Genomic DNA, 26,375 nt, shown 5'->3' with positions numbered 1-26,375 from the left:
CTGTTTTATTATCCCTTATCACGAAATCAATTCAATTGCCAGACGGGAATTTTCATCTGCCTTTGCCACAAGGATATCCACAGACTTTTCAAGCTCCTTTTTAACCTCTTCCCGGTTGAGCAGCAATTGATCAATCTTGGTTCTTAAGGCCTCGAAGGTTATATCTTTAACGTGTCCCGCCGAAGGCTGGCCGATATACTCAAGAAAGCCTTCCACCTTTGGCTGGTAACTTATTCCTATGAGCGGCACATTCATGTAGGCGGCAAAAATCAGAGCGTGAAGACGCATACCTATCATAATGTCCATCTTCTTAATAATTCCAAAGGTCTCCGATACGGAATGATTGTTTGTCACAACATAGCCATTGGTCTTCATTTTTGAGACAATATTCTGTATTGTAAATATGTCTGCCTGGTATTCCATTGGAATAAAAACAGGCAAAAGATTATAGTTGTTGTATATGTAGTCCGCCGCTTCCGCAATAACATGTTCATATGTTGCCTGCTGATGTTTGTCGCTGCCCGGACACTTTCTGACGGAAAATCCGGCATAGCCGGTATCCAAGGGTATTCCCTCATTTATAAAAATATCCTCGGGGGTTTTTCCGTTCTCCACATGGACTGCCAGTGCTGCATCAGCGGTGAGAACTATTTTAGGCCTGGTTATTCCCATTTTCTCAAGTTCGTTATAGGATATTTTTTCCCTGACGGTTATTACATCTGCCATATTCAATATTTTTCTGGAATATTCGGTATTTCTGTTCTTATTTATGGGACCTATGCCGTTGGCATAGAACATGACCTTAAGACCCAGCTTTTTTGCCAGCCAGGCCGCACCCAGATAGAACAGCAAGGAACGTGAACTGGTACTGTCCTGAATTATGTTTCCGCCGCCGTAAATGAAAAGCTTCGCTTTTTTCATTGCAGAATAGACTGCAAACATATTTTTTCTGTTAATTGCGTGTACGTTGTAATTTACAGAGGTCTCCAAAGGTTTCTTGGATAGGACCAGTATGGAGATATCGGGTTTTTTGCATTTCAGGTTGTCGACAATGGATCTTAGCATGGCATCGTCTCCGATATTTCTGAAACCATAATAGCCTGAAATTATTACATCATATTTTGTATTTCCGGAGGCTCTGCCTGGGAAAGCTTTTCTCAGGGAGATATCCCGGATGTCTTCATATATGCTTACCTGGGTTGCACGCATGGCATTGAGCGAAAAGTCCCTGTTTGCCTTTTCATAAAGCTTTTCTCCAAATTCCGTACGGCTCCTGCCATCTTGAGCCAGCTCCAGAATCTGCTTTGAAAGTGTCATATAGTCCTTGGGCTCAAAAAGGAAGCCGTTTATGGTGGATTCTATGAGGTCAGGTATTCCCCCGACCCTGCTGCATATGGTCGCCTTTGAATAACGTGCGCCTTCCAGCAGATAATACGGAAAACCCTCACTGATGGAGGTCATGACATTTATATCCAGGACACTTATCAGCTCATACGGGTTGTTCAGCCAACCGAGGAAAAAAACATTCTGATTAAGGCCAAGTTCAAGGGAACGGGCCTTTAATTCCTTACTTTGCTCACCTTCTCCTCCAATGAGAAATTTAACCTTGGGGTTTATTTTTACAACGTGCCTGGCGGCCTCCAAAAATGTTCCTATATCCTTCACAGGGTCAAGCCGTGCGGCAGTACCTACCAGGATATCCTCCGAATCAAGGGGTATATGGTATTTGTTTGAGAATTCCTCCTTGGAAAAATACTCTTCCGGCTTACTCATATTCATGCCGTTAAGAATGGTGAAAATCTTATTATTGCTGAAGCCTCTTTCAACCAGCATTTTTCTGAAGGCACTGGTAACCACAATATAATAGTCCAGTTTTCTGAGCACATGGGAGTTGACAACACCAATGGTCAGCCGTTTGAACAAACTCTGCAGGTAATCCAGCTTGTAATCGCTGTGAATGGTTGTAACAACAGGGGTTTTACAGGCTTTTTTAATCGCGTAGGCAAATATATTGGCTTTGGAGCCATGTGAATGGATTATATCAAATTTATTGTTCTTGACAAGTCTGATTGCTTTTTTTATGTCAGTGTAAATGTTAAAGGATTTAATAACTTCTACCTTTATCCCAATTGCACGGGCGTCATCTGCAAAGGCTCCGGGTCTAAGGCATAGCAGCGTTACGTCAATAGCCGAACCAAGTTCCTTCACAAGGTTGATTACATGCACTTTTGCGCCGCCAACATCTCCTCCGCCGATAATGTGCAAAACTTTCATTTTTATCCTCCGAATCACTTTTCTTTTGTGAACTACATGACTATTTTATCACGCATTTACATTTTTGACACTATTCAATTTCTTCAGCCTGTCCTGCCGGCAGCAGGTGGGAATAATTGTTTCTGCTATAAGTTGTCACTAATTCACAGCTATGATATAGTATAGACAGTGCATATGGTGTAATTTGTTATTTATTTACAATTTTAGCAGGCAATAAATGAGGAATTATTGACAATAAAATAACAAAGGTGATATAATACCAACACAAATAGAATAATGAGGTGAAAATTCCAATGGCTTCAAAGAAAATTTCTATGGCTGTAATAAAGAGACTTCCAAGGTATCACAGATATCTGAATTACTTATTAGAGCTTGGAATAAAAAGAGTATCCTCAAAAGAGCTGAGTACTCGAATGGGAATTACTGCTTCTCAAATCAGACAGGACTTGAATTGTTTCGGAGGCTTTGGACAGCAGGGCTATGGATACAATGTCGAGTCCCTGTATACTGAGATTGGAAATATTTTAGGCATAAACAAAACCTTCAATTGTATTATAATCGGTGCGGGAAATATGGGACAGGCCCTGGCCAATTATGGAAATTTTGAAAAAAGAGGCTTCAGTATTATTGCAGTGTTTGACGTTAATACCAGCATAATAGGTAAGAAGATAAAAGACCTTGAGATCAGAGACCTTAATGATATTGATGATTTTGTACTGGAAAACAAAGTTGACATTGCCATGCTGTGCGTCCCCTACAGGGAAACCGCCGGATTGGCCGACAGGGTGGCAAAGCTCGGAGTGAAGGGCCTCTGGAACTTTTCTCCCATGGATTTGAAAATACCTTATGACGTTATCGTAGAGAATGTTCACCTGAGTGACAGCCTTATGGTGCTGGGATATAAGTTGAATGACAAGTTCTCCAGGGAATAAAGCAATTGCGGGAGCTGCGGTACTGAGAAACCAGTGCCCGGCTCCTTTTCACTGCCGTATTGAAATGTATCAACGGCCTTAGGCGAAAAGGAGCGGCACAAACCACTAGTCCTTTTTAAATACCCGGTAGGAATTTTCAGTAAGTATATCATAAGCCTTGTCAGTGTTGAACTGATCCGAGAGGGTTATCCGCAGGCAGCCCTGCTCAAATTCTCTGCTGTTGGACACATTCATATTTTTTATGTTGATTCCGCTGGCGCCTAATAATGTTGCAATGCTGCCGATTATGCCAGGTTCGTCCAGGACATCTACCAGCAGTTCAAAGCTGAGAGGTATCAGGCCGGGAGTACCTGAGGCAAAACTGTCTCTGAACAGCTTGGCGCTGTTGAAGAAATCATGTATCGCCCTATTGTCGGACAGGCTTATCTGCTGGATAAATATTTCAATGATTTTAATATAGTCCTTCAACAGTGGGACCACGATATCACTGTTGCTCAAAACAATATTTTCCCACATTGTGGGGTTTGATGAGGCAATCCTTGTTATGTCCTTAAATCCGCCTGCCGCCAGAAGCTTTACCAGTCCTTCGCTGTTTTCCTTCTGGATTGCAAGCTTTACCAGAGCTGACGCTATGACATGGGGCACATGGCTTATACAGCCTGTCACCAGGTCATGCTGCCCGGCTGTAACTACAATGGGAATCGCACCTATGTCCTTCAATATGTCCTTCATAACCGCAAGTGCCCGGGTATCAGAGGTATTTGCAGGAGTTAAGACATAGTATGCGTTTTCAAACAAGTGTGCAAAAGAGTTTGAATAGCCGGATTTTTCAGTTCCTGCCATTGGATGTCCGCCTACGAAAACAGGCGGATTGCTGAGACCTTCCACGTATTGGCAGATTTCACTCTTTGTACTTGCCACATCCGTCAATATGCAAGTTTTCTTAATCTTTCCTGAGAGTCCTGATATATAATCTATGGCTTTTCTGACAGGTGTACATATAAATATGACATCCGAGTTGTAAATATCAGAGCAGCCTTCTGCGTATCCCCGGTCGATGACTCCTTCCTGCTCTGCAAGCCTGAGCGAGGAAGTGCTGCTATCAATGGCAAACAACTTTAATCCGGGACGCTTCTGACGAAGGGCCTTGGCCAGTGAACCGCCAATTAGACCAAGGCCTATTATGGATATACTCTCAACCATAGTAACAGAATTCTCTTTCCAATATAGGTGCAAGCTTGCTTATATCGCTGCACAAAGAATCAAAATCTTTCGGGCTTAATTGCTGTGCGGCATCGGACAATGCCATCATTGGATTTGGGTGAACCTCGACTATCAATCCGTCTGCACCGGCAGCAATGGCAGCCCTGGACAACGGAATGACAAATTTTGCTTTGCCTGCCGCATGACTTGGGTCCACAATTACAGGGAGATGGCTCATATTTTTTACAACAGGCACCGCGCTCAAATCCAGGGTGTTTCTGGTTGCGGTTTCAAAGGTTCGTATACCTCTTTCGCAAAGGACTACGTCGTAGTTTCCCTCACTCATAATATATTCAGCAGCATTCAGCCACTCGTCTATGGTCGTGGCCGAACCACGCTTCAAAAGCACGGGCTTCATGGATTTTCCCACTTCTCTCAAAAGCTGAAAATTCTGAACATTTCTTGCACCTATCTGAAACATGTCAACATAGGGAATAGAAAGTTCTACGGCTTTCTCACTGGTTACTTCCGTGATAATCTGCAAGCCTGTTTCATCCCTGGCAGCCTTGAGCAGCTTCAGGCCCTCTTCCTCAAGTCCCTGAAAAGCATAGGGCGAGGTTCGCGGCTTAAAGGCTCCCCCTCTTAAAAACTGAGCGCCGGATCTTTTGACAGCGCGGGCCGCCTCCATTATCTGGTCATAGCTTTCTACTGCGCAAGGCCCTGCCATTATGGCCAGCTCCTTGCCTCCGATTTTGACTCCGTTTACGTTTACGATGCTTGGTTCAGGTCTGAAGGTTTTGCCTGCCAGCTTGAAGGATTCAACAATGGGAACCAGCTTTTCAACACCCGGCATCAGCTCAAGGGGAATATCCCTAAGGACGCTTTTGTCCCCGATAATTCCGATGATGGTTCGCTCGGTGCCCTGTGAGATATGGACTCCCAAACCGGAGTTTTTAAGTACGTTGATAACGTCGTCGATCTGCATTTGATTCGACTTGGGATTCATTACAATAATCATGGTTTCTACTTCCTTTCTACCATTTTACATTGATTAAGATTTGAAAAAACATTTACCATAATACATTAACCGGCTCATATATATAAATAAATATATGTGACCCGGTTGCTACAAGAAATATTATATAGCAATTCTATAAATTAATAAACCTCAAAAGTTAGTGGCTTGGCGGGAAAAGCATAAAAAACCGGAATATATTGTTTATGCAATAAATATATTTTACATATTTGGTAATATTTTCATTAGTTAACAGTGCGAAATAATAATGAAATAAAATTTTTTATTTAAAAAAAAGGAAAATCGCATAAAAAATCGAATAGAATATACATTGATTTTTGTTAAACTTGCTGAAAATTAAATACTTTTATTAGTGTATCCAAAATTAAAACAGATATGGTAGCAGGTTGTTGTTTATGTTGGCTTAATCTACTCTGGTTTTTTATTTTACCTGTTTTCTCAAAATAGTGGGAATGGCAGAGGGAATGTTTCATGGAGAGTACAGTCCCTGGAAAAATTGCTTACAGCGGTTTTTAGGAAGGCTTAAAATAATACCTCTGATGAGGCAGTATTTTAAAAATTCCTTATATACAGTGTAAAATGATTAAAATTAATAAGGGGGAATGATTATGAAGGACTATGCCGTACAAAGACTACGGAATATTTGCCTCTTGGCTCACGGAAACGGAGGTAAAACCACCCTGGCAGAGGCAATGTTGTTCAACACGGGAGTTCTGGACAGATTCGGCAAGGTGATTGATGGAACAACTACCACAGACTACGATCCTGAGGAGACCAGAAGAAAGATATCCATTAGTACAGCCATGGCTCCGTGTGAGTGGAAGGATCATAAGATTAATGTGATTGACACTCCCGGTTATTTTGATTTTGTCGGAGAAGTAATGCAGGGCATACGTGTTGCAGAAGGTGCTGTTATTGTGGTATCTGCAAAGAGCGGAGTATCCGTGGGTACGGAAAAGTCATGGGTATATGCAAAAGAGCGCAACGCTGCAAGAATGTTCTTTATAAACAAAATGGATGAAGAAAATGCAAATTTCAATAATGCTCTGGACAAAATGACAAGTGCATTCGGAACCGGAGTCATTCCATTCCAGCTTCCTATCTATGAAGCGGACAAATATGTCGGTTATGTGGACATAATCAATATGACTGCGAAAAAATTCCAGAAGGATAAGCTTGTGGATACTGACATTCCTTCTGATTTAACTGATAGAATTTCAACTGTAAAAGACTCATTAAATGAACTCATAGCTGAAACCGATGATGCTTTGATGGAAAAATTCTTTGGGGGGGAGGAGTACTCCAGGGAAGAAATTCATAAAGGAATCATGGCAGGCGTTGCAGGCGGTACAATAGCTCCGGTATTCTGTGGCTCCGCACTCCAGAATCTCGGGGTGCAGGAATTAATGAATGCTGTAATTGAATATATGCCGTCTCCTGAAACCGCTGACAATATAGCCGTGAAGGCGGGCACAGAGCAAACCGCCGCAATAAAGGCGGAGCCCGGTGCACCTTTGGCTGCCCTTGTGTTTAAAACTATTGCAGACCCGTTTGTGGGCAAGATTTCAATGTTCAGAGTCTATGCGGGAACCTTGAAGTCTGATTCAACAGTATATAATTCCACAACCGAAAAGGTTGAAAAGATCGGTCAGATATTTGTAATGAGGGGTAAAAAACAGCTTCCCACCGATAGGCTCATTGCCGGTGATATAGGCGGAGTGGCAAAGCTGGCCTCTACAAATACCAATGACACCTTATGCGACCAGGCAAATAAAGTCGTTCTGAAAAAAATAGAATTTCCGGAGCCTGCGCTTTCCCTGGCCGTTGAACCAAAGGCAAAGGGCGATGAGGAAAAGATAAGCTCGGGCTTGCACAAGCTGCAGGATGAGGATCCTACCTTCAAGGTCTCAATAAATGCCGAAACCCATCAAACGCTCATATCAGGAGTGGGGGAACAGCATCTGGATGTAATTGTAAGCAAATTGAAGGCAAAGTTTGGTGTGGCGGTAAATCTCGTAGATCCTAAAGTACCTTACAGGGAAACCATAAAGAAAAAGGTAAAGATTGAGGGTAAGCACAAAAAGCAGTCGGGGGGACATGGGCAGTATGGGCATGTCTGGGTGGAGTTTGAGCATGGAGATAAGGAGGATCTGACTTTTGAAGAGAAAATCTTTGGAGGTTCGGTTCCCAAATCATACCACCCTGCCGTAGAAAAAGGGCTGAGAGAAGCTATGGTCAGGGGAGTGCTCGCAGGCTATCCCGTGGTTAACCTGAAGGCGACCCTGGTGGACGGCTCCTACCATGATGTGGACTCCTCGGAAATGGCTTTTAAAATTGCCGCAAGACTTGCATATAAGAAGGGGCTGCCCATGGCAGCACCTGTACTTTTGGAACCTATCGCACATATTGAAGTATACGTTCCCGAAAGCTACATGGGAGATATAATAGGTGACCTGAACAAGAGACGGGGCCGCATCCTGGGAATGAATCCCCAGGACAACGGACTTCAGCAGGTGGAAGCGGAAGTGCCCCAGTCCGAGATGTTCAAATATGCAACCGACCTGAGATCAATGACTCAGGGCCGGGGATATTTCAAGCTGTGGTTTGACAGATACGAGGAAGCGCCGGCTATTGTGGCAAATAAAATAATTGAAGAGGCCAAAAAGCATATGGTCGAGGAGGAAGAGGAATAGCAGCGGGCTTTATAAGGACTCAGGCAGCAGAGCTGCCGGATAAGTATACCATTGACAAGGGCTGTTCAAAACTGTAGTAACAGGATTGAAAAATCCGTTGGTTTTGAAACAGCCCTTTGTTTTTTCACATGAGGTAATAGCGGATATGGCGGGCCCGGATGAATATTTTGCGTATTGACTAAAATTAGCAAAGAATATAGAATTAAATTAAAGTATGATAGCGCTATCATCAATTTCGCGGTAAATAAAAACAAAGGTAAAGGAATAGACTTAATGGCAAATATGAAGGATGTAGCCCAGGCAGCCGGAGTTTCACTCATAACCGTTTCCAGAGTGATAAATTCTCCTGAAATTGTTTCTGAGGGCACCAGGCTCAAGGTTGAAAAGGCTATGGAAGAGCTGGATTTTATGCCGAATTTTGCAGCCAAGGCATTGGCACAGAACAATACGCGTACCATCTACCTGTATGTACCAAAGAATATCGGGATTTCAGACCCGTTTATCATGCACCTCATTTCAGGCGTGGCAGAAGAGCTTAGCAACGCAAATTATCTTTTCCTGGTAAAACGCGACTTGGAATTCAACCACAGATGTGACGGGGTTATTGTTATGGGACTGGATTTAAGTGAGGAAAATGTATTTACTTCAAAAATCAAGGTACCCTTTGTGCTTTTCGGAAAGAATGAGCTGGATATAGACTGTGTGGACGTTGACAATGAAGCCGGAGCGGTAAAGATGACCGATAATATCATTGCAAGCGGTCACAGAAGGATCGGCTTCATAATGCGCAATACAAGCCAGAGATATGCTCTCGAACGTCTGCAGGGCTATAAAAAGTCTCTGGAAAAGCATAGTATCCCCTTTGACGAGAGTCTTGTAAGATATGCTGAAAACTCCGAGCAGGAGGGCTATGCAAATGCATACGACCTGCTGGTAAAAGAAAAGCCCACTGCTATTTTCTGTTGCGTGGATTTATTGGCAATCGGTGCCTTCAGAGCAGCAGAAAAACTAAAGCTGAAAATACCCGGAGACGTATCCGTTGCCGGCTTTGACGGACTTATTTTTGATCTGATACCCAAGGTGCCCCTTACAACGGTAAGACAGCCTGTATATGAGACAGGAAGAGCACTTGCCCGGCGGCTTTTACAAAGGCTCAAAAATCCGGGACTGCCTTTTGAAAAGAAATACCTTGAGCCTGAACTCAAGTGGAGAGAATCGGTAGGGCGTCACAGGGAGTAATTTTTTTATAAAAAATGATAGCGCTAACATATGCAGCATGGATAAATAATTTGAAGGCTTGACATTACTACATATAAAAATATCAAATAATAATTGGATTTTAGAAGGAGGCAATTATGAGCACTGCTAAAATAATTCAAACTGCCAGAGATACGGGCGACAGGCTGACAGAAAAAGGAGCATTCAAGCTGGACAAAAATAAATGGGAGGGAACAGTACTTTCATTGGACCTGGAAAAGAGCTTTCAGAAAATAATCGGTTTCGGGGGAGCGTTCACAGAAGCCGCGGCGTATACCTATTTTAAAATGTCTCCTGAAAAGCGAGAAGAGATTATAAAAAGATATTTTGACCCGCAGCTTGGAATAGGATATTCAACTGGAAGGGTTCATATTCATAGCTGTGACTTTGCCCTTGGCAATTATACATATGTAAAAGAAAACGACAGGGAATTGAAAACCTTTGATATTTCACATGAGGACAAGTGGACGATTCCCATGATCAGAGATGCCATAAGTGCCAGGCAGGAGGGCATTCCCCTTCTGGCATCACCCTGGAGTCCTCCGTCCTGGATGAAAACAAATAACGACATGAATAACGGAGGACGGTTGAAGCTGGAGTACAGGGAAGCATGGGCCAATTATTATGTAAAATACATAAAGGCTTTCAGAGAAAAGGGGCTGGACATATGGGCTGTAACCGTCCAAAATGAACCGGCGGCAGTACAGGTCTGGGATTCCTGTATTTACTCATCGGAAGAGGAAGGTGCTTTTGTAAGGGATTATCTGGGCCCCATTCTTCATAAGTCAGAGCTTGAGGATGTAAAAATCTATATATGGGACCATAACAGGGACATTATGGTTGAACGGGCTACAGGAACCCTTGAAGACCCTGAAACTTCAAAGTATGTATATGGCATAGCAAACCACTGGTATGTTTCAGAGGCCTTTGAAAATCTGTCAAGGGTTCATGAACTCTATCCCCACAAGCATATCCTGTTTACGGAAGGCTGCCAGGAAGGAGGAGTCCATCTTGGCTCGTGGCTGACCGGAGAAAGATATGGGAGGAATATGATAGGGGATTTCAATAACTGGCAGGAAGGCTGGCTGGACTGGAACCTTGTCCTTGATGAGAAGGGCGGGCCAAACCATGTGGGAAATTTCTGCGATGCCCCCGTTATAGCCGATACCGTCACCCAGGAACTGCATTATAACAGCTCATATTATTATATCGGACAGTTCAGCAAGTATGTAAGGCCCGGGGCAGTGAGGATTCAGGTGACGGACCACAGTGAAACGGGGCTAAGGCACGTGGCTTTTAAAAATCCAAACGGGTCTGTAGTCCTGATAGTCATGAACGAATCGGACAATGTGCAAGGGTTTAATGCAAAGCTTGGAGAAGAGTACCTGTGGCATTCTCTTCCGGCCCATTCCATAGCAACTCTTGTCTTTGAGCCTTAAAGAGGAATATGCCGGTCTTCAACGGGTACCTACCCATACGGTGCTGCACAGGTTGGAGACAATTGCAGAGAAATGGAGGAAAGCACTATGAATTGCGGAAATGCAGATATATGCCTGAGCAACAGCAGGCTTTCACTTGAGATTGCTTATCCCGGTGAAAAATACAAAGGCTCACGCTTTGATTGGACCGGTTTTATTACACAGGTTACGCTGGATGGGATGCACACCTTTTGCGTGCCTGAATCCCTGACTCCGGGAGCAGGTTCGGGAGGCCGGGGCTTCTGCGGCGAATTCGGAATTGAAAATGCCCTTGGCTACGAGGAAGCCTGTGTGGGCAACTGTTTTACAAAAATTGGGGTAGGACAGCTTAGAAAGCCAGACAATCAGCCCTATGATTTTTTCAGAAACTATGAGGTCCTTCCTTCATCCAGCAGTGTTACAGCGGCGGCCCACAAAGTACTCTTCCGCACAAATTCTGCCAGGGTGGACGGCTACTCCTGCAAATATGAAAAAGAAATAGCGCTTGCGGGGGATGCTTTTCATATCAGCTACAGCCTTACAAACACCGGCAGCAAAAAAATTGATACTACCGAATATTGCCATAATTTTGTGGGAATTAATCAGAGACCGGTCTCAGGAGCTTATAAATTGAAAATACCCGGCAGGATAACTTTGGAAAAAACTACGGGAGACATACTGGAAAGCGAGGGTGAAGTATCTTGGCCGGAACAGCAGGAAAGACGGGAATTTTATTGCACTTTTAAGAACTACGATACTTCGGGTCATTATTCCTGGGAATTGTTCAACCGGGAATCCGGTGTGGGAGTCAGGGAAACAGATGATTTTCCGGTTTTTAAATTTGCATTATGGGGCAGTAAACATGTTATAAGCCCCGAGACCTTCATAAAGCTGGAAGTTGAACCTGATGCAACAGTGACCTGGAAACGCAGCTATGAATTTTTTTATAAATAATGAACAGGATGGTATAAAAATGTCTACAGGCTGGAATTTTACAGACCAAATGGGGACTTTCCGGATGGAAGCTCCCCACAGGAACAGTCATCTCTATTTTCCGCTTGCCAATGAGGCCGGAATGATGTCTGCCGTCACACCTGCCCTGCATGGAGATATAAAAACAGGACAGAATACTTTTTTCAGTACGCCGGTGTCGGCGGATGATTTACATAATACAAAGTCAAATCGTAATTTCTGGATATATATCGAAGGAAAGGGTGCCTGGTCGGCAGCCGGGGCATCCGCACTCCAGCATTCGGAGCTTTTTAATAAGGACACAGAGGAAAAGGTGACTCTGAGGGCCGGATTTCTATGGCACAAGGTAATACGGGAAAATGAAAGGCTTGGGGTGAAGGCCGAGATTACAAGCTTCGTTCCGGCAAACCAATACAGAGTGGAGCTGATGAAGGTTGCTGTTTCCAATACAGGCGCGGCAGAGATACGCGTTACCCCCACTGCCGCCATCCCGGTATATGCCCGTTCGGCGGAAAGCCTGAGGGATCACCGGAATGTTACAAGCCTGCTCCATAGGGTTTACGTTGTCAAGGAAGGCATAGAAGTGCAGCCTGCCATGACTTTTGACGAAAGGGGCCACAAGGTCAACAGGATTTCATACAATGTGTACGGGACGGATGACGCAGGAAAGCTGCCTCTGGGCGCGTTCCCCGTGGCGGAAGAATATATGGGTGAGGGCGGCAGCCTTGAGTGGCCGGAAACCATTGCTGCCAACAGAAGGGAATTCTGCCTTCCGGGCCAGGAAATAGAGGGCTATGAAGCCATAGGCGCATTGAGGTTTGACGACTGCCGCCTGCTGCCGGGTGAGAGCAAATCCTACATAATCGCAATGTCGGTAACTGAAGACAGGAATACAGACAAAAGCGGCATTCTGGGTTTTCTTAACATGGCGGGCTTTGAAGCGCTGCTTAAGAAAACTCAGGAGTATTGGGAAGAAAAGCTGGGAAGAATCAGCTTTAAAAGCAGTGATGATAAGTTTGACGGGTGGATGAAATGGGTATCTCTTCAGCCCATACTGAGGAGAATATACGGGTGTTCCTTTCTGCCCCACCATGATTACGGAAAGGGTGGCAGAGGCTGGAGAGATTTGTGGCAGGACTGTCTGGCGTTGCTGCTTATGGAAACGGACACGGTGAGAGCCCAACTCTGGAATAATTATGGCGGGGTCCGCCTTGACGGAACCAACGCTACCATAATTGGAAAAGAGCCGGGAGAATTTATTGCGGACAGGAACAATATCAGCAGAGTATGGTCCGACCATGGAGCCTGGCCTTTTTTCACAACCCTCCTCTATCTTAACCAGAGCGGGGATATGGATTTTTTGTTTGAAAAGCAGGCATATTTTAAAGACAGGCTGATAGCAAGGTCGACGGGTATTGATGAGGACTGGACCGCCGGATATGGGAACAGGCAAAAGTGTGACAATGGTGAGGTATATACCGGTACGATTCTTGAGCATATATTGCTTCAAAACCTGACGGCTTTCTTTAACGTGGGAGAGCATAATAATATCCGCATGGAAAATGCCGACTGGAACGATGCCCTGGACATGGCGGCACAAAAAGGCGAAACGGTGGCCTTTACGGCTTTTTATGCCGGGAATCTTCTGGAATTGGGCAAACTGCTGAAAAAGGTCAGGGAAGAAAGGGGCAGGGACCGGATTGAGGTGGCCGCCGAAATAGCAGTGCTCCTGGACACCTTGTCCCAAAGCATCAGCTATGACAGTCCAGCGGAAAAGCAGGAGCTTTTGAGCCGATATTATAAAACCTGCAGGCACAATATCAGCGGTCAAAAGGTATTGCTGGATACGGCGAGGGTTTCGGAGGATTTAAATACCAAGGGCCGATGGCTTTCACAGCACATAGCAGATAATGAGCTGGTGAAGACACCGGAGGGCTTGGAGTGGTTTAACGGCTATTATGACAACCGGGGACTTCAGGTAGAGGGAGTCCGGCCTGAGGGGGTGCGGATGACGCTCACCGGCCAGGTATTTCCCATAATGATGGGAATTGCCTCAAAGCATCAGACAGGCAGCACCATAAAGGCTGTGGACAGGTATTTGTTTGACAGGAAGCTGGGCAGCTACAGGCTTAACAACAACTTTAACGAGCTTAAGCTGGATCTTGGAAGATGCTTCGGCTTTGCTTTCGGGCATAAGGAAAATGGTGCGGTTTTCAGCCATATGACCATCATGTACGCCTTTGCACTGTATAGACAGGACTTTGTGCAGGAGGGTTATCAGGTGCTCAAATCCCTTTACAATATAAGCACCGACTTTGACAGGGCCAGGATTTATCCCGGGATTCCGGAATATATCAATGAACGGGGAAGGGGAATGTATCATTACCTGACCGGTTCGGCCAGTTGGCTTATGCTGCTGATGCTGACGGAGGTGTATGGTGTGGGCGGAAATGCAGGAAAGCTGTACATCCGGCCAAAGCTGAAAGCCGGTCAGTTTGACGGGACCGGTACAGCCTCCGTGAAAACAGTATTTGCAGACAGGACTGTCAGGCTTGTTTACAGGAACAGGCAGCATTTGGATTACGGCGAATATTCGGTGAAAAGTATCACCCTTGACGGACTGAGACTGGACCTTGACCTTGACCCATGTCAGGCGGAAATTGACAGGGCGGCTGTCTTAAAACTGGATAGGAATATGGAGCACTTGATAGAAGTTGAACTTGGAGCAAAAAAACCGTAGCAGTACTGCCCTGGGAGGAAATATGAAACCAAACTATTTATTTAATGAAAACAATGAGTTTGTTATTGAGAATTATGATAAAGCAAAAACCTTTGCAAGCTTTTTGCCGGGTATAGCCGGCATTGACGGAATTCCCATGTGGGCATTTTATGTTAATAGAGGGCAGGTTATGGGAAGCTTTGGTGTCAAGGACAGGGACGGTACGATTATGGAGTTTTTTCCTGCCCACACTATGTATCAGAATATTGAAAGGAAAGGTTTCCGGACATTTATAAAGCACAAGGGCAGGATTCATGAAATCTTTTCCTCAGTCTCTGCTGACAAATATGCCAGGAGCCTTGTTATTGAGAAAAACCGGGTAAGGGTGGTTGAAGAAAATCATACGCTGGGACTGCGTATAACTGTGGCATACTTTACAATGCCGGGAGAGAGCTATGCTGCAATGGTCAGAAAGGTAACCGTGGAAAGCCTTGACGGACAGGACAGGGAAATAGAAATTCTGGACGGTCTGCCCCAGCTTTTGCCTGTCGGAGCCACTAATGCCACCTATCAGGAGATGTCCAATCTTATGAAATCATGGTATGAGGTCTACAATGCTGAAAACAGGATAGCCTACTACAAAGTCAGGGCTTCAACTGCCGATACGGTAGAGGTAAGCGAGTTTGAAGAGGGCAATTTTTATCTCTCCTTTTCTACTGAAAGCAACGGGCTTCTGCCTGCCATATATGATATTGACCTGGTTTTCGGATATAATACGGCACTTTCAAGGCCGGACGGCTGGGACTGTTCCATAGAGGAGCTGACATTGAGGAAGCAGATTGCACAGAACAAGGTGTCGGGCGGCTTTACGGCGCTCAGGACTGTTGCAGGAAAAAAGCCCTTTACTCTCTGGTCCGTAATCGGACACATATCCGGCATACACAGGGCAAATGCCTTAAAAAAGGATTTCTGCCCGGAATTCATACTGAGGAAGGAAAGAGAAGCCACTGAGCTGGTAGAGGCCTTGGTGGCCGATACATATACAAAAACTGCTGTGGGCATGTTTGATAAATATATTGACCAGTGCTACCTCGACAATATTTTGAGAGGCGGATATCCGCTCATATTCGGGGCCGGAGAAAAAAGTCATGTGTACCATGTCTATTCTAGAAAACACGGTGATTTGGAGCGGGAGTACAATTTCTTTTCTCTGGAGCCTTCCCTGTATTCCCAGGGCAACGGCAACTTCAGGGATGTATGCCAGAACAGGAGAAATGATGTGCTGATAAAGCCGCAGGTGGGTGATTTCAATGTCAGGCACTTTATGAATCTGATACAGGCAGACGGCTATAATCCACTGTCTGTCAAGGGCTGCACCTTTACTTTGAAGAAGGAGGACTGGGGAGAGCTGGAGACACTCCTTGAAACACACAGGAGGGAGGTTTACAGGCTGGTTACGGGAAAATTTACTCCCGGCAGGCTCATAGGGTTTATTGTTGAAAATGGCACCACTCTGAATATATCTAAGGAAGCATTTCTGGAAAGGGTGCTGGAAAAGTCGGTACAGAATTTTGAGGCTGAATTCGGTGAGGGCTATTGGAGTGACCACTGGACCTATAATATGGATTTGGTTGAAACCTATCTGGCAATATACCCTGATAAGCGGGAGAGTTTTCTATTTGACGACAAGGGGTACTGCTTTTATAAAAGCCCGGCTTTCGTGCTGCCAAGGGCGGATAAGTATGTTGCTGCAGACGGGAAAGTCAGACAGTATGGTGCCGTTATGGCGGAAAAGTCCGGGCAGGGCTCTCAGGAGGCCTGCTGGTTGAGGACTAAACAGGGCAGGGGTGAAATATATTATACAAATCTATTTGTAAAATTGCTGTCCCTTGCCCTTGTGAAATTTGTCAGCCTGGACCCGGAAGGTATGGGGATTGAAATCGAAGCAGGAAAACCCGGCTGGAATGACGCCCTGAACGGATTGTCGGGATTATTCGGTTCCAGCCTTTGTGAGACGGCTGAGTTAATCAGAGCAATAGATTTTATCATAAAGAGCAGTGAAAAATACACCAAAAAGGTTTGCCTGCCTGAGGAAATAGGGGGTCTGCTGCGTACGGCAGAGGACCTTCTGACAAGAAATCTCTCCCGGGAGCTTTCCGATTTTGAATACTGGGACCTTGCAGCAACGGCCAGGGAGAAATACAGGGACGGTATACGTAACGGTATAAGCGGACAAGAACTTGTCTTCAGTACCGGAGAGGTGCTGGAAATATTCGGGAAATTCAGGAGGAAACTTCAGCGTGGACTTGAAAAAGCCCTTAGCTATGGAGCAGGAATATACCCCACCTACTTTACATATAATGCTGCAAAGTATGAAATTGCAGAAGGCAGAAAAAACCCTGTTAACGGCCATAGCAATGTAATAATCAGCAAATTTGAATGCCGGCCCCTTCCGCTGTTCCTGGAGGGCCCCGCGCGTATTATGAAAACCATGGAGGACAAGGAAGCTGCCCTTGAACTGTACAATTCCATCCGGTCCAGTGAGATTTTCGATTCGGGACTTGATATGTATAAAACCTCGGTCTCACTTGAGGACAGCAGCCCGGAAATAGGGCGCCTCAGAGCTTTTACACCTGGCTGGCTGGAGCGGGAGGCCATTTTCCTTCACATGGAATACAAGTATCTTTATGCAGTGCTGCAGGCAGGGCTTTATGAACAGTTTTTCAACGATGCGCGTACGATGCTGGTGCCCTTCATGAAGCCTGAGGTATACGGGAGAAGTACCCTGGAGAACTCTTCCTTTATTGCCAGCTCGGCAAATCCCGATGAAGCGGTGCATGGCCGGGGTTTTGTGGCAAGGATGAGCGGTTCCACGGCTGAAATGCTGAGTATGTGGTTTTTGATGATGGCCGGAAGGGATATCTTTACCTTTGAGGAGGGGGAACTGAGCTTTGAGTTAAAACCGGTTCTGCCGGACTGGATGTTTGACGGGCAGGGCAAAGTCAGCTTCAGATTTCTCGGAAATATTTCGGTGAACTACATAAATCCTCTGAAGAAAAATACTTACGGAGAGGATTGTGTAAGGCCTGCAAAATACGTTTTATACTATAAGGACGGCAGCACGAGGGAAACCGCCGGGAAGACCATCACAGGGCGCCTTGCCGGAGATATAAGGGATGGCAGGATAGCCGGACTTGATGTAAGCCTGCAGTAGCCATATACCGCTTGCAGTCTTGAAGGTACATGTGGACTGAAGTGCCTGAATGCCGCTTTCCGGGTGGTATGTATTGGTGTATTTGTGTTATGTTAACGGTTGAAATAGTAATGTTTTCTAGTATATAATGAAAATGGAATGCTGCTGATGAGAACTAACATTTTATTATCCTGGAGGGAATAGCATTGGCTAAAGCATTATTGGTTGATGATGAGAAATATATCAGAAATGGGATAAGAGCCATCATTTCAAGAACCGAGTCGATTTTTACGGAAATTGATGAATGTGTCAATGGGATTGAAGCTTTAAAGAAGCTGTCCGAAAACACATATGATCTGGTCATTACCGACCTGCTTATGCCTCAGATAGATGGTATAGAGCTTGTAGCAAGGATTGACAGCATGGAATACAAGCCCTATACGGTAGTATTAAGCGGATATGATGATTTCAAATACGCTCAGAAAGCAATCAAATACGGCGTTAAGGCATACCTCCTGAAACCTGTGGACAGAAACGAACTTCTGAATATTGTGAAAAAGGCCCAGGAAGAATATTATAAGAAGCAGCGAATGGACACCGGAATAGCCAGCAGCAGAAACTGGGAATTCTTTTCCAACCAGTTCAAGCTGATGCTCTTAAGTGAAAATACCACAAGGGACGAAGAGGAGAGACTGCTCCACACCTGTGGTATGGACCTGGAAAACCAGGACTACCGGGTTATATCTTTGAATTCTTCTGAAATCTATAACTGTGAGGATAAGCTTGAGAATAATCAGGCTCTGGTCTCAAATATTAAAAATTACTTATTTGAAACTGAAACCTTTGGCTACTGTTTTCTGGATAACAAGGACAATGCAGTATTGGTTATCAATGCCGCAACCGGCATTGATGAGCTGCTTGAGACTGTGGACAATTCATTCGGAACCAGATGCACTGCCGGCGTGGGCAGGGATTTCAGGTCTGTTTCCCTGATGCGCAGGTCTTATGCAGAGTCGGATTATGCCTTGAAATATAAACTTTTGCAGCCCGACAGTCCAATAATTTATTATTCGGCTATTGAAGAGCCTGACAACGGCTTTGTAATGCCTGTAAGACTGGTAAAAAATCTTGCAGGCATGCTGGATACCGAACGCAGGGAGGATCTGGGCAGAATGCTTGGCCAGCTATTTGATGAAAAGTTTCTCAGGAAGTATCACCTCCAGTATGGGGAAAAACTGGCTGCGCTTTTAAAGGCGGAGATAATCGGATACCTTTCAGAACATATTCCCCATAAGATGGAGTTTATTAAAGAGCAGGAGAACAGCTTCAAAAGTATTTTCGAATTTTACAGTATAAATGACTTTACAAGACATATAAAAAAGCTCGTATTAAATATAAATGAAGTGCTGCTGCAGTTCAAAAACATCTGCAATACAGACAAGTCCATTGAAACGGCGGTAAGGTATGTTCAGGACAACTTCCGCAGCGATTTGACAATGGCCAGGGTGGCAAACCATATCAGCTTGAATTATTCATACTTTTCAATTCTGTTCAAAGAGAAGACAGGCATGAATTTTGTGGATTATCTCAGGATGATACGTATCGAAAAGGCCAAGGAATTATTGCAGAACTCCATGTACAAAATTTACGAAGTAGCGGAAATGGTAGGTTATAGTAATACAAAGCACTTTACTACCACTTTTCGCGCACTTACAGGTATTTCTCCCAAGGAGTACAGAGAAAAGCTGTATATAAACTAGCGGTCAGGGTGGAGGCAGCCATGCGGATAAAGAAGCTGTTTGTTTCATTGATTGGATTCTTCAGTGGCCTGAGACTTGCTCACAAGCTCATGATAATATATTCCGTTGTCATTGGAATTACCATAATAGTATTTGCCAGCCAGCTTATAAACGAAGCAAATAAATCCACTGAACTGGATTTGATAAGCGATTCCAGGGAATTGATGAAGGAAACCAGATACAGCATAGAACGGGCAATAGATACAAGCTACAGAACCATAAATGCCATTTCCAGCGATTATGACACAATGGCCTATATTAAAGGCTGGGACAGGAGCGACCAGACCGGTGTTGTCGACTTTAGCATGGATTTGACAAAAAAGATACTGATGATACGCAATCTCAGCCCGGATATATACCAATTCCGGATATATGTAAGCGACCCTCAATTTCCTGAAATAGGATCAATCATATACAGCGACTCCCGTCTTAAGAACAGGCAGACAATCATAAGAGAAACCTCCGGCAATCCAAGAGGCTTCTGGCAGTTTGACCATGCTGAGGAAAACTACAATACCGGTACAGTTGAAAGAAAAAGTGTGGTATCTCTTTTTGTACCCTTGAGATATTCCAACTACAAGGAATTGGGCTTTATTGAGACAACCATGTATACCGATATATTTTTCCGGCACATGTTTTCCCAGTCGGAAAATCAGAATCTGATGGCGTTTGTAATAGATAACAGAGGAAATATTATCTACGACAGCAAAAGTGCTTTTGCTTCCAAGTTCCAACTGGACAAGGCAGGGGTCATAGCCCTTTATGAAGGTCATGATCTGAAAAGGGAGGGCTCGGAGCTTTATATAAAGCACGGTAATGTTCCCATGACACTTATCCACGATTATATTGAGCAGTTGGACTCCACCATATGCTATGTGGTCACAAATGAAAGCATAAGAAAGAACCTCAGCAATACCAGAAACCTGATTATTGCCGAAAGTATCCTGGCTATGGTGGTAATGAGCGTTATTATCTATTTCCTTACCAATATCCTCCTTATAAAAATGAAGCAGATTATAGCTTCCATGAGAAAGGTGGAAAATGGCAGGCTGGATGTGCGGGTGGATATTTCGGGACAGGATGAAATGAGTGAATTATCCTTCCACTTCAACAGAATGGTCTCTAAAATAGGTGATTTGATTTCAGAGGTTGTAACCAAGCAGGAGGCTAAGAAAAATGCAGAAATACATGCGCTTTTCACCCAGATCAACTCCCATTTTATAATCAATACCCTGCAGAATATAAGCATGATGGCGGAAATTGACCGCAATTATGGAGTTGCAGATGCAATAAACTCCCTGGGCAAACTGCTGAGGTACAGCATGAAATGGACAAAAGAGTATGTACGCCTGAAGGAGGAACTGGATTATATCGGCAATTATATAATTCTTATGAACATCCGGTATGACTATGAAATAAGGCTGAATATTCAAATTCCTCCCCGACTCATGGAGTATGAGGTGTTGAAGATGCTGCTGCAGCCTGCGGTGGAAAATGCAATATATTATGGAATTGAGCCCCTTGGACAAAATGGTGAGATAACCATTGCCGGTTATTCCGAGGAGGAATGCACCACCCTTGAAATAATGGATAATGGTGTGGGTATGGATGCGGAGGCAATAGAGAAGGTCATGGAGGCATTGGAAGCTGAGGCAGCCGTAGATACCAGACTGGAAAAGAAAGGCAACGGTATCGGACTGAAAAATGTCAATCAGAGGATCAAGCTGTCTTATGGTGATCAATATGGCATTACCATATCAAGCAGCAAGGGTGAATACACGAAATTAACAATAAAGCTGCCGCCTGCTTTATTTAAATAGGCGGCAAGCTTCTCCATTCGGAATAATTTATTTACATAATGCGTAATGTTTTGAAGCATGTGCTTATTTGGTTCATGTTTTTTAAATATCGAATATATATTAATTTTTATTTAGGCTCTTTTCGTAAACATTGTGGTTATATAGGACGAAAAATTGCCATTCAAAGCTACCAAGATTTTTGATGGTTAAAAAGCTAAATTCTTATATGTTTGATAATAATTATCTTTTCCCTGATAGAAACTGAAATATATAAAACCTCTTCAAATCCCAGAAATGTAGAAAATGTTTATGCGATTTGAAGCGGTTTATATAAATATTAAGACTTGCCACTTATGTTTATTACTACACCCAATCCACCAAGTATTGATAAAATTGCACCTGCAAATCTATAATTTGTAATATATTGTTCATAATACATTACATAATTATCAAGAACGCCCCCATTAAGCTTCATAGCATTTGACACTCCATTTTTACCTAATTGTATACTGTTCATTAGTATTATTAGCCCTATTACAAAGATTACAGCAAAAATAATTAATTTCAAAAGATTTTTTTTCATTCATTCTTCCCCCATTTTTGGTATATAAACATGTGCGTACTACTTTTGTTATCAATGTTATATTTTGTAAACTCATAAGTCAAGTAGATGTCTATAAAATCAAGTTAATTCATGTAAAATGCCAGATAGTTGTTCTATTTCAAGGGTTCACAAGGAATTTATAACCTTATGTCTCCGGTAAAAGGCTGTAGAAAGGCTAACTTTCACCTCTTTTACTATCTGGGTAGAGTTGTAGCGTTGTCTGCTTTGATATTTACCGTGTTTAATAATATGAGCTCCTTTACAGTAAGGGCAATAAGTCCCTTTTGCAAAACGGGCTTCACGAATTTCGGTAAGATAATCACTGACCCTGTTTGAACTATTATTCACTACTGAGTAAATTATATCGTAAACTCTCTTTTGTTCGTAATCATTTAACTTGTCAAACTCTCCGATAATTGCCGTTATACCCATAAAATATTACACCTCCGAAGGTAGGTTCTGTTTTGTTATAACATGCCCCCAGTAATAACCGCAATATTTATGAAAAGAGCCTTTATTTAAAAGTATACGGACAAAACTGCAGGTATGGCTTATATGGCAGTATAGACAAACAACCGGTGCGCCGGTTTATTTTTTTTGTACAAAACAACCAAAAAAAACGAACCAAATCTAAAACCACTTACCTGTTTATATTCTGCTTCCTGCCTTATAATTAAGTTACAAGCTGATCTCGGCCACACAATGAAATTCCCGTATCCGTGCTAATATTCTCTAAACTGAGGAAGGTGTGTGTTTATTTTGTCTAATTTGTCTATCCCGGAAAAAAGAAAAATTCCAGCAAAAAAATCCGGTATTCTTGGTGTGCTCTCCAGAATGTGGGCGCAGAAGGATTTGCAGGCCATGGCTATTCCTGGCGTCATATGGATGATAATTTTTAATTTTATACCCATGTATTTTATCATAATAGCATTCATGCGGTACAATGTTGCAAAAGGGGTGCTCAATTCCAAGTGGGTGGGTTTTGACAATTTCATTGAGTTTTTTACGGATGAGCGGTTCTGGCTGGTAATGAAGGATACTTTCGGATTAAATATCCTGAGGCTGCTGGTGGGTTTTCCAATACCCATAATATTTGCACTTCTCCTCAATGAGCTGCTGTCAACCAGATTCAAAAGGTTTGTCCAGACAGTTTCCTACCTTCCGCACTTTTTATCCTGGATTATTGTGGGAGGAATCATGTACAACTGGCTGTCCGATTCAGGACTTATAACTACCCTGCTGGTCAATATGGGGATATTGAAGGAGCCCATCCACCTGATAGGTACTCCCCAGTATTTCTGGGGGATTCTCATAACCTCGGAAACGTGGAAGGAAATAGGCTGGAATGCAATCATATACATAGCCGCAATATCCGGTATAGACCCAAGTCTTTTTGAAGCAGCAGTCATTGACGGTGCGGGCAGATTCAGGAGAGTGTGGAATGTAATCCTCCCTTCTATCAAAGGAACGGTAGCGGTATTGCTGGTGCTTAACATCGGAAACCTCCTGGGTTCAAATTTTGATCAACTGTTCGTATTCTATAAGCCCGTTCTGTATGACGTAATAGATGTAATAGACATATATGCCTATCGTCTGGGTATTGAAAACGGCAGACTGTCATATGCCACAGCCGTGGGCCTGTTCAGATCGGTCTTTGCATTCTTGCTTCTTTACACTGCAAATAGGGCTTCAAAGAAGCTTACAGACACATCACTGGTTTAATTGGAGGTTCAACAATGAAGATAAAATCATCCTTGGGGTCTAAATTATTCGATACGTTCAATGTGATATTTATGCTGCTCATATGCTTCTGCGCCCTGTATCCCATATGGTATGTGCTGATACATTCCCTCAACAACGGCTTTGACTCGGCACAGGGCGGGCTGTACTGGTGGCCGCGCAAATTCACATGGGACAATTACAAGGAAGTTTTCAGAAATAATGAAATTATCACTGCGTTCTTTATTACCATTGCAAGAACCCTCCTGGCAACAGCCGCACATGTGCTTTTTACTGCGATGGTTGCATACGCCTTCCTGAAAAAGGAGCTTGTGGGAAGAAAGGTTTATATGACTATGGGACTTATAACCATGTTCTTCTCAGGCGGACTGATACCCACCTTCATAGTTATAAAAACCCTGGGAATGTTTGATAACTTTCTGGTATATATATTCCCTGTCATGTTCAGTTTCTTTGATCTGATTATCTTCCAGGCTTTTTTCAGAACTATTCCCGAAGCTCTTGAGGAGTCTGCAAAAATTGACGGTGCAAATAACTTCACCATATTTGCAAGAATCATACTCCCGCTGTCAAAGGCCGTAATTGCAACTATCCTGCTGTTTAACGGAGTATTCAACTGGAACGATTATTTTATGGGGATTATCTATACCAACAATCAGGATCTCCATCCCATACAGACTTATCTGTATAAGATAATTATGACCTCTGATTCTGCAAAGACATCACTTATGGCGGGCTCGGTAAGTCAGACCAATTTTACCTCCACTTCACTGCAAATGGCCACAATGATTATTACAACCATACCTATCGTGTGCATATATCCTTTCCTGCAGAAGCACTTTGTAAAGGGTATGCTTATAGGCTCGGTAAAAGAGTAGGCAATGATAATTTGAAGGATTTCAAGGAATAATAATACTTCGGTATTATTGTTAAAAGCCCCGGTGTATAAATGCTTAAGCCCAGCTTAAGGATTATATAAAAAACACATATTTAACAGGAGGGAATTATATGAAAAGGATCAAAATTGCTAAGCTGCTGTGCCTGGTTCTGGCATTGACTATGGCGGTTACAGTACTTGCGGCCTGCGGCAGCGACAAGACCAGCGGCAGCAGTGATGCCACAAAGTCAAGTGACACGGCCTCGGTATCATCGTCGGCAGAGAGTACTGCAGCGGCTGACGAGCCCGGCTGGAAAACTGATAACTCACCAATGAAGCTGGACTGGTATATTAACGAGACCTGGTTCAGCAACCCTGAGGGAAATCTTGCCCATCAGATGATAAAAGAGCAGACAGGTATTGATGTCAACTTTATTGTACCTGTAGGAAATGCAGGACAGAAGTTGAATACCATGATAGCATCAAATTCGCTGCCGGACATGGTAACACTGGGCTGGTATGAACAACAGGTTCCGCAGTTGTCCACCGACACCTATACATATCCGCTGAACGAGCTTGCAGACAAGTATGATCCGTATTTCTGGAAGGTCGCAGCTCCGGATATCGTTAACTGGTATAAGGATAAGGACGGAAATCTTTTCGGATATCCCTGCAACGGAAATACACCAGATGACAATACAAAATATAATGTTATATCCAATAGATCCTTCCTTGTAAGAAAAGATATCTACGAGGCAATAGGAAAACCTGACATGAGAACTCCCGAAGGCTTCCTTAACGCATTAAAGGCAGCAAAGGAAAAGTTCCCCAAGGTTGACAACGGCCAGTCGCTGATACCGTTCAGCGGCACCTTCTTTACCTCCACCGGAAACAATACCTATGAGGACATCTTGCTTGAATACCTGGCAGTTCCAAGAGAGATAGACGGAAAATTCTATGACGTAAAGTGCGGAAATCCAAGCCCGGAATATATAAAATGGCTAAAGACCTTCAGATCCGCTCATGAAAAGGGTATGATGCCAACAGACGTTTTTGTTGACGACAGAACCAAGATTGAGGAAAAGATCCAGCAGGGAAGATACTTTGCATTGTTCTATCAGTGGAAGGATGCCATGATTCCGCTGGGACAACTGTATACCAACAAGCCGGAACAAATTTACATTTCCGTTGACGGACCTGCAAACAGCAACCTGGATGCTCCAATGCTCAGCACCACCGGTTATTCAGGCTGGGAACTCACAATGATAACTAAAAACTGCAAAAATCCTGAAAGGGCTATTAAATTGATGACCTGGGGTATGGGAGAAGAAGGTCAGAAGGCTCTTTACCTTGGAAAGGAAGGCGTAACCTATGACATGGTTGACAACAAGCCTGTTATAAAGCCTGAAATAAACAAGATGAAGAATTCTGACATGGCAACCTTCAAGCAGAAGTACAATACCTACGGAGAAATCTGGATGTTTAATTCTTCAATGATGAACCTGTGGGAACCAGACCCGGGCCAACCCTTCAACCAGTACCGCGAATGGGCTACGGGAAAGAGCTCCCATTACGGAGTATATGACAACAACAGACCTGTTGCAGACAGCGATGAAGGAGAAATTCTTGCCAAGGCTGAAAACAAGTGGGGAGAAATCCTTCCCAAGCTGCTGATGGCCAAGACGGAGAAAGATTTTGACAAAATTTGGAAGGACTATGAGGACTACAAAACTTCCATAGACTACCAGAAGGCTCTTGATTACCAGAGGACTAAAGTTGCCGAAAACAAGGCAAAGGTTGGAACGAAATAAGCCGTATTT

General features: G+C 43.7%; 17 protein-coding genes. 12 read left to right on the top strand and 5 right to left on the bottom strand.

Features of this window, described 5'->3' with window-relative positions; genetic code table 11:
- Positions 1-18: 18 nt before the first annotated feature.
- The gene (gene csaB, locus CLHUN_RS04100) at positions 19-2,274 is read right to left on the bottom strand and encodes a polysaccharide pyruvyl transferase CsaB (protein ID WP_080063304.1); all 2,256 of its coding nucleotides are present in this window, start codon (positions 2,272-2,274) and stop codon (positions 19-21) included.
- A gap of 293 nt (positions 2,275-2,567) precedes the next feature.
- On the opposite strand from csaB, the gene CLHUN_RS04095 reads away from it, so the two are divergent.
- Positions 2,568-3,206 (top strand): redox-sensing transcriptional repressor Rex, encoded by a 639-nt coding sequence (locus CLHUN_RS04095; RefSeq protein WP_080063303.1) that lies wholly within the window; start codon positions 2,568-2,570, stop codon positions 3,204-3,206.
- Positions 3,207-3,311: 105 nt separating this feature from the next.
- Here the strand turns inward: CLHUN_RS04095 and CLHUN_RS04090 are convergent, their stop codons facing one another.
- Together CLHUN_RS04090 and aroF are read right to left on the bottom strand one after the other, a co-directional pair.
- Positions 3,312-4,409: a prephenate dehydrogenase gene (locus CLHUN_RS04090; protein ID WP_080063302.1), complete on the bottom strand. Its 1,098-nt coding sequence runs from the start codon at positions 4,407-4,409 to the stop codon at positions 3,312-3,314.
- The gene (gene aroF, locus CLHUN_RS04085) at positions 4,402-5,427 is read right to left on the bottom strand and encodes a 3-deoxy-7-phosphoheptulonate synthase (protein WP_080063301.1); all 1,026 of its coding nucleotides are present in this window, start codon (positions 5,425-5,427) and stop codon (positions 4,402-4,404) included. The genes CLHUN_RS04090 and aroF overlap by 8 nt, the downstream gene beginning before the upstream one ends.
- 626 nt (positions 5,428-6,053) lie before the next feature.
- Here aroF and fusA point away from each other — a divergent pair.
- The 8 genes from fusA to CLHUN_RS04045 all read left to right on the top strand — a co-directional run bounded on the left by fusA (position 6,054) and on the right by CLHUN_RS04045 (position 21,355).
- Entirely contained in the window at positions 6,054-8,138 is a 2,085-nt protein-coding gene (fusA, locus tag CLHUN_RS04080; RefSeq protein WP_080063300.1) for an elongation factor G, read from the top strand.
- Positions 8,139-8,411: 273 nt separating this feature from the next.
- Positions 8,412-9,377, top strand: a complete 966-nt coding sequence (locus tag CLHUN_RS04075) for a LacI family DNA-binding transcriptional regulator (RefSeq protein WP_080063299.1) — start codon at positions 8,412-8,414, stop codon at positions 9,375-9,377.
- Positions 9,378-9,493: 116 nt separating this feature from the next.
- Positions 9,494-10,834, top strand: a complete 1,341-nt coding sequence (locus tag CLHUN_RS04070; RefSeq protein WP_080063298.1) for a glycoside hydrolase family 30 protein — start codon at positions 9,494-9,496, stop codon at positions 10,832-10,834.
- Positions 10,835-10,921: 87 nt separating this feature from the next.
- A complete protein-coding gene (locus tag CLHUN_RS04065; RefSeq protein WP_117387018.1) occupies positions 10,922-11,806 on the top strand; it encodes a hypothetical protein in 885 nt (294 codons plus the stop codon).
- The gene (locus tag CLHUN_RS04060) at positions 11,787-14,564 is read left to right on the top strand and encodes a GH36-type glycosyl hydrolase domain-containing protein (RefSeq protein ID WP_242656433.1); all 2,778 of its coding nucleotides are present in this window, start codon (positions 11,787-11,789) and stop codon (positions 14,562-14,564) included. The genes CLHUN_RS04065 and CLHUN_RS04060 overlap by 20 nt, the downstream gene beginning before the upstream one ends.
- A gap of 22 nt (positions 14,565-14,586) precedes the next feature.
- Entirely contained in the window at positions 14,587-17,757 is a 3,171-nt protein-coding gene (locus CLHUN_RS04055) for a cellobiose phosphorylase (RefSeq protein WP_080063296.1), read from the top strand.
- A 185-nt stretch (positions 17,758-17,942) separates the two neighbouring features.
- Positions 17,943-19,496 (top strand): response regulator transcription factor, encoded by a 1,554-nt coding sequence (locus CLHUN_RS04050; protein WP_080063295.1) that lies wholly within the window; start codon positions 17,943-17,945, stop codon positions 19,494-19,496.
- 20 nt (positions 19,497-19,516) lie between these two features.
- Positions 19,517-21,355 carry a cache domain-containing sensor histidine kinase gene (locus CLHUN_RS04045; protein WP_080063294.1) on the top strand — a complete coding sequence of 613 codons (1,839 nt, stop codon included), beginning with the start codon at positions 19,517-19,519 and terminating at the stop codon, positions 21,353-21,355.
- A 316-nt stretch (positions 21,356-21,671) separates the two neighbouring features.
- Here CLHUN_RS04045 and CLHUN_RS04040 read toward each other — a convergent pair whose 3' ends face one another.
- Positions 21,672-21,917, bottom strand: a complete 246-nt coding sequence (locus CLHUN_RS04040) for a hypothetical protein (RefSeq protein ID WP_080063293.1) — start codon at positions 21,915-21,917, stop codon at positions 21,672-21,674.
- A gap of 147 nt (positions 21,918-22,064) precedes the next feature.
- Positions 22,065-22,370, bottom strand: a complete 306-nt coding sequence (locus CLHUN_RS04035) for a transposase-like zinc-binding domain-containing protein (RefSeq protein ID WP_080063292.1) — start codon at positions 22,368-22,370, stop codon at positions 22,065-22,067.
- Between the two features lie 318 nt (positions 22,371-22,688).
- On the opposite strand from CLHUN_RS04035, the gene CLHUN_RS04030 reads away from it, so the two are divergent.
- The 3 genes from CLHUN_RS04030 to CLHUN_RS04020 all read left to right on the top strand — a co-directional run bounded on the left by CLHUN_RS04030 (position 22,689) and on the right by CLHUN_RS04020 (position 26,366).
- Complete coding sequence (locus CLHUN_RS04030; RefSeq protein WP_080063291.1) at positions 22,689-23,660, top strand: ABC transporter permease; 972 nt, start codon at positions 22,689-22,691, stop codon at positions 23,658-23,660.
- 14 nt (positions 23,661-23,674) lie between these two features.
- Positions 23,675-24,556 carry a carbohydrate ABC transporter permease gene (locus CLHUN_RS04025; RefSeq protein ID WP_080063290.1) on the top strand — a complete coding sequence of 294 codons (882 nt, stop codon included), beginning with the start codon at positions 23,675-23,677 and terminating at the stop codon, positions 24,554-24,556.
- 130 nt (positions 24,557-24,686) lie between these two features.
- Positions 24,687-26,366 carry a type 2 periplasmic-binding domain-containing protein gene (locus CLHUN_RS04020; protein ID WP_080063289.1) on the top strand — a complete coding sequence of 560 codons (1,680 nt, stop codon included), beginning with the start codon at positions 24,687-24,689 and terminating at the stop codon, positions 26,364-26,366.
- Positions 26,367-26,375 lie beyond the last annotated feature (9 nt).

This window comes from Ruminiclostridium hungatei (genome assembly GCF_002051585.1).
In the GTDB taxonomy this organism is placed as follows: Bacteria; Bacillota; Clostridia; order Acetivibrionales; family DSM-1351; genus Ruminiclostridium; species Ruminiclostridium hungatei.
The sequence above is the reverse complement of the archived record's forward strand: the minus strand, read 5'-3'. Positions and strand labels throughout refer to the sequence as shown.

What these genes read in the sequence shown, in the direction of transcription:
- CLHUN_RS04055 (WP_080063296.1), top strand. Translation starts at nt 14,587, where the DNA reads ATGAAACCAAACTATTTATTTAATGAAAACAATGAGTTTGTTATTGAG.
- CLHUN_RS04035 (WP_080063292.1), bottom strand. Translation starts at nt 22,370, where the DNA reads ATGGGTATAACGGCAATTATCGGAGAGTTTGACAAGTTAAATGATTAC.
- aroF (WP_080063301.1), bottom strand. Translation starts at nt 5,427, where the DNA reads ATGATTATTGTAATGAATCCCAAGTCGAATCAAATGCAGATCGACGAC.
- csaB (WP_080063304.1), bottom strand. Translation starts at nt 2,274, where the DNA reads ATGAAAGTTTTGCACATTATCGGCGGAGGAGATGTTGGCGGCGCAAAA.
- CLHUN_RS04025 (WP_080063290.1), top strand. Translation starts at nt 23,675, where the DNA reads ATGAAGATAAAATCATCCTTGGGGTCTAAATTATTCGATACGTTCAAT.
- CLHUN_RS04090 (WP_080063302.1), bottom strand. Translation starts at nt 4,409, where the DNA reads ATGGTTGAGAGTATATCCATAATAGGCCTTGGTCTAATTGGCGGTTCA.
- CLHUN_RS04060 (WP_242656433.1), top strand. Translation starts at nt 11,787, where the DNA reads ATGAATTTTTTTATAAATAATGAACAGGATGGTATAAAAATGTCTACA.
- CLHUN_RS04075 (WP_080063299.1), top strand. Translation starts at nt 8,412, where the DNA reads ATGGCAAATATGAAGGATGTAGCCCAGGCAGCCGGAGTTTCACTCATA.
- CLHUN_RS04045 (WP_080063294.1), top strand. Translation starts at nt 19,517, where the DNA reads ATGCGGATAAAGAAGCTGTTTGTTTCATTGATTGGATTCTTCAGTGGC.
- CLHUN_RS04040 (WP_080063293.1), bottom strand. Translation starts at nt 21,917, where the DNA reads ATGAAAAAAAATCTTTTGAAATTAATTATTTTTGCTGTAATCTTTGTA.
- CLHUN_RS04065 (WP_117387018.1), top strand. Translation starts at nt 10,922, where the DNA reads ATGAATTGCGGAAATGCAGATATATGCCTGAGCAACAGCAGGCTTTCA.
- fusA (WP_080063300.1), top strand. Translation starts at nt 6,054, where the DNA reads ATGAAGGACTATGCCGTACAAAGACTACGGAATATTTGCCTCTTGGCT.
- CLHUN_RS04095 (WP_080063303.1), top strand. Translation starts at nt 2,568, where the DNA reads ATGGCTTCAAAGAAAATTTCTATGGCTGTAATAAAGAGACTTCCAAGG.
- CLHUN_RS04070 (WP_080063298.1), top strand. Translation starts at nt 9,494, where the DNA reads ATGAGCACTGCTAAAATAATTCAAACTGCCAGAGATACGGGCGACAGG.
- CLHUN_RS04020 (WP_080063289.1), top strand. Translation starts at nt 24,687, where the DNA reads ATGAAAAGGATCAAAATTGCTAAGCTGCTGTGCCTGGTTCTGGCATTG.